2 protein-coding genes are annotated in these 2,807 nt (G+C 56.5%); one reads left to right on the top strand and one right to left on the bottom strand.

What is annotated here, in order from left to right; genetic code table 11:
- Positions 1–222: 222 nt before the first annotated feature.
- Complete coding sequence (locus B7449_RS15075; RefSeq protein ID WP_034929707.1) at positions 223–1,500, bottom strand: hypothetical protein; 1,278 nt, start codon at positions 1,498–1,500, stop codon at positions 223–225.
- A gap of 230 nt (positions 1,501–1,730) precedes the next feature.
- Between B7449_RS15075 and B7449_RS15070 the strand changes: the two genes are divergently transcribed.
- Positions 1,731–2,807: heavy metal-binding domain-containing protein (locus tag B7449_RS15070; protein WP_048883775.1), on the top strand; the 1,077-nt coding region annotated here is incomplete at its 3' end.

Below are 2,807 nucleotides of genomic sequence, written 5' to 3'. Positions count from 1 at the left end.
ACCCAGAACCATCAATACTTGCTCGTTAAGCCCAAAATCAGGACATAATACCTTCAATCAACGATTCTTCGATCTCCCCACCTGGTAGTATAACAGGACCGCTCCGGGTTCCGATAAGCGGACATCGTATGGCAAAAGACGTTCGGGACAGAGAGGGAAGCTGCCCCGATTTCTCTGCCCGCTCTGAAACAGATATTGTACCGCTCATTGCTGTCATCAACATCACGCTGGGGTAAGAAGATGGGATATTGCCTGAATAGGCTTCATCCCATGACCAAAACGCTCGATTGCCTCACGATCCTTCTCAAGCGCCCCATAAGGCAGATACCGGACTTTCAGGTCGGCGATCCTGCTGAAGGCCGGCCGCTTCAACTGTTCCCGCACATCGGCTTCCCGCTTGTCCGGCGCAACAAGGAACAGGCCCTCCAGGGCCTGCGCCTCTGACCCGAGAGCAAGATCCAGCATCCGCACGATACCGGAATAGATGGTCGTTGAATGTTCGACCTCGAATGCTGCAACAATCCTGCGGCTTTCCTGGTCCAGCCACAGGACATCGATCAGGCGCACGGATTCCGCTCCCTGCGTTTCTGTCGTGAACCCTGGCAACACCGACAGGCAGCCATCTCCCAATTTACCGTCCTGCCATGGACGACTGCGATCATTGGCCGCAATCCAGACATCATACCCCAGGGAAAGCCCCAGATCACGAAGCCAGCCCTGAATCTCGGTATGGGTATGATCCGTTTCCCGCTCCGCGGCGAGGATCCGGGCTTCTTTCGCGCTCTGCTCCCTTACCTGATGGAGATCGGCTTCCCAAAGCTTTCGCGCGGTTTCGTCATCCTCGAGAGGTGGCGCTGTATAGCGTCCGCTACCGAGGTCAAACAGCAGTCCTCCGATGGCGCCCAGATCATTGGAAAGCAGTGAACGATAGGTCGCATTCAGCTTCAGGATTCCCTGCCGCATGGCGAGATACTCTTCCCATCGCCCCAGTTTCACCTTCGATCCGGTCAGAGCGTTATAGCCCTTCACGATCGCCGTGTTGAACGGCGGCATGATTGTCGGATGCAGAAAATACAGCAGATTGGCGACGGCTGGTCCCAGTCCCTTTATCTTGCGAGCATCAATCGCATGAATGGCCGAAACCACGTGCTCTTCAGTATTGCAGCACAGACAGGTATCGAGAAGCTGACCGAACGCTTTCTGGTTGACGGGATTCTCGTAGATATCTGGAATTCGTAGCTTCGGCTTCCAAAGGAACGCATGATCTGCCCCCTTGAAAATCTGACGCTGCTCCGCAATCGAATGAACAACTGTTTCCAGTGAGGAGCCACGATAGGCGACCCCGAACGTACCAGCGGCAATCTCGGTGACAACCTGCTGCAGCCCTCTGCGGATGGAGCGAAAGTTCTTGATACGCTCGTCCCATAAAAACCAGCTCTGATAGGTTGCTGCCGGATCGTCCCGCCAGCGAAGAATGAGGTCTCGAATAAGGTCGGTCATCAGTCCAGAAGCTAAGATTACGTTCATTCCAGACACTGATTGTAACAGCGACGTAGGTCAATGCCTGCTGACGATCATGTAATCGCTGAATGTATGCTCTTTTGGGGGATCACCGGTATGCGGGCAACTGTCTCGACAAAGTGGTCGTTTCATTGTCTGTGCTGTGACATGGTTTCAATGCCTGTTCCATCGCAGTCTGAAATTCAGCCGCTTCCATCGGGGCAACACGCATGACGGATACCAGACAGGATGATCGGCAGATGATGGTGCCCAGGACCGTACATGATCCGGTCTGTGGCATGAGTGTGAATACTGTGACAGAAAAATTGCACACGCTGCATGATGGACACGATTATTATTTTTGTAGTGAACACTGCCAGCGGAAATTCGGGGCAGACCCCGCAGCTTTCGTGGCGGACGAGGCGTCCATTACCCATGACCAGTCCCTGGCAGGCCAGACGGCGTGGACCTGTCCGATGCACCCGGAAATCAGGGAAACGCATCCGGGAAAATGCCCTAAGTGCGGCATGGCGCTGGAACCTGCAGAGAAAACTGGTAATGCTCCGGCGATGCCAGCAATGGAACATGGTCAGAAATCGGGCAGCAATACCGGCCATGACCATCATACGTCCACGAACGAAATGCCCTCTCTTGCCGGAAACCACACAATCTGGACCTGTCCCATGCATCCGCAGATCCGGCAGGATCACTCCGGAGACTGCCCGCTCTGTGGCATGGCGCTGGAGCCGGAGGATCCGACCGGGCACAATGAGGAAAATCCCGAACTCAGGGATTTTACGCGCCGCCTGATCGTGGCCGGGGTGCTTGCCATTCCGCTCATGCTCATCGCCATGGGAGGCGATGTCGGTCTGCATCTTGTGCCGCCTGTGCTGTCGCCATGGGTGCAACTCGCGCTCACGCTGCCTGCCGTCTGCTGGGCCGGGTTACCGTTCTTTCAGCGCGGTCTCGCCTCACTACGCACCGGCCATTTCAACATGTTCACCCTGATCATGTTCGGCGTGGGTGCGGCCTTTGGCTACAGCCTCGTGGCAACGATCTTTCCCGACGCCTTCCCCGCGACCTTCCGGATGCCTGACGGCAGCCTTCCGGTCTATTATGAGGCCGCGGGCGTGGTGGTGGCACTCGTGCTGGTTGGGCAGGTCCTGGAACTGCGCGCTCGCGCCGCAACCGGCAACGCGATCCGCGCGCTATTGGATCTCACGCCGAAACAGGCGCATCGCATTGGCGCTGACGGCCAGGAAAACGATGTTGCGGTCGAAGATATCGCGACAGGCGACCGTCTCCGC

It is taken from the genome of Komagataeibacter intermedius TF2 (assembly GCF_000964425.1).
Lineage (GTDB): Bacteria > Pseudomonadota > Alphaproteobacteria > Acetobacterales > Acetobacteraceae > Komagataeibacter > Komagataeibacter intermedius.
The sequence above is the reverse complement of the archived record's forward strand: the minus strand, read 5'-3'. Positions and strand labels throughout refer to the sequence as shown.

Coding starts and splice junctions, on each gene's coding strand:
- B7449_RS15075 (WP_034929707.1), bottom strand. CDS start 1,500: ATGACCGACCTTATTCGAGACCTCATTCTTCGCTGGCGGGACGATCCG.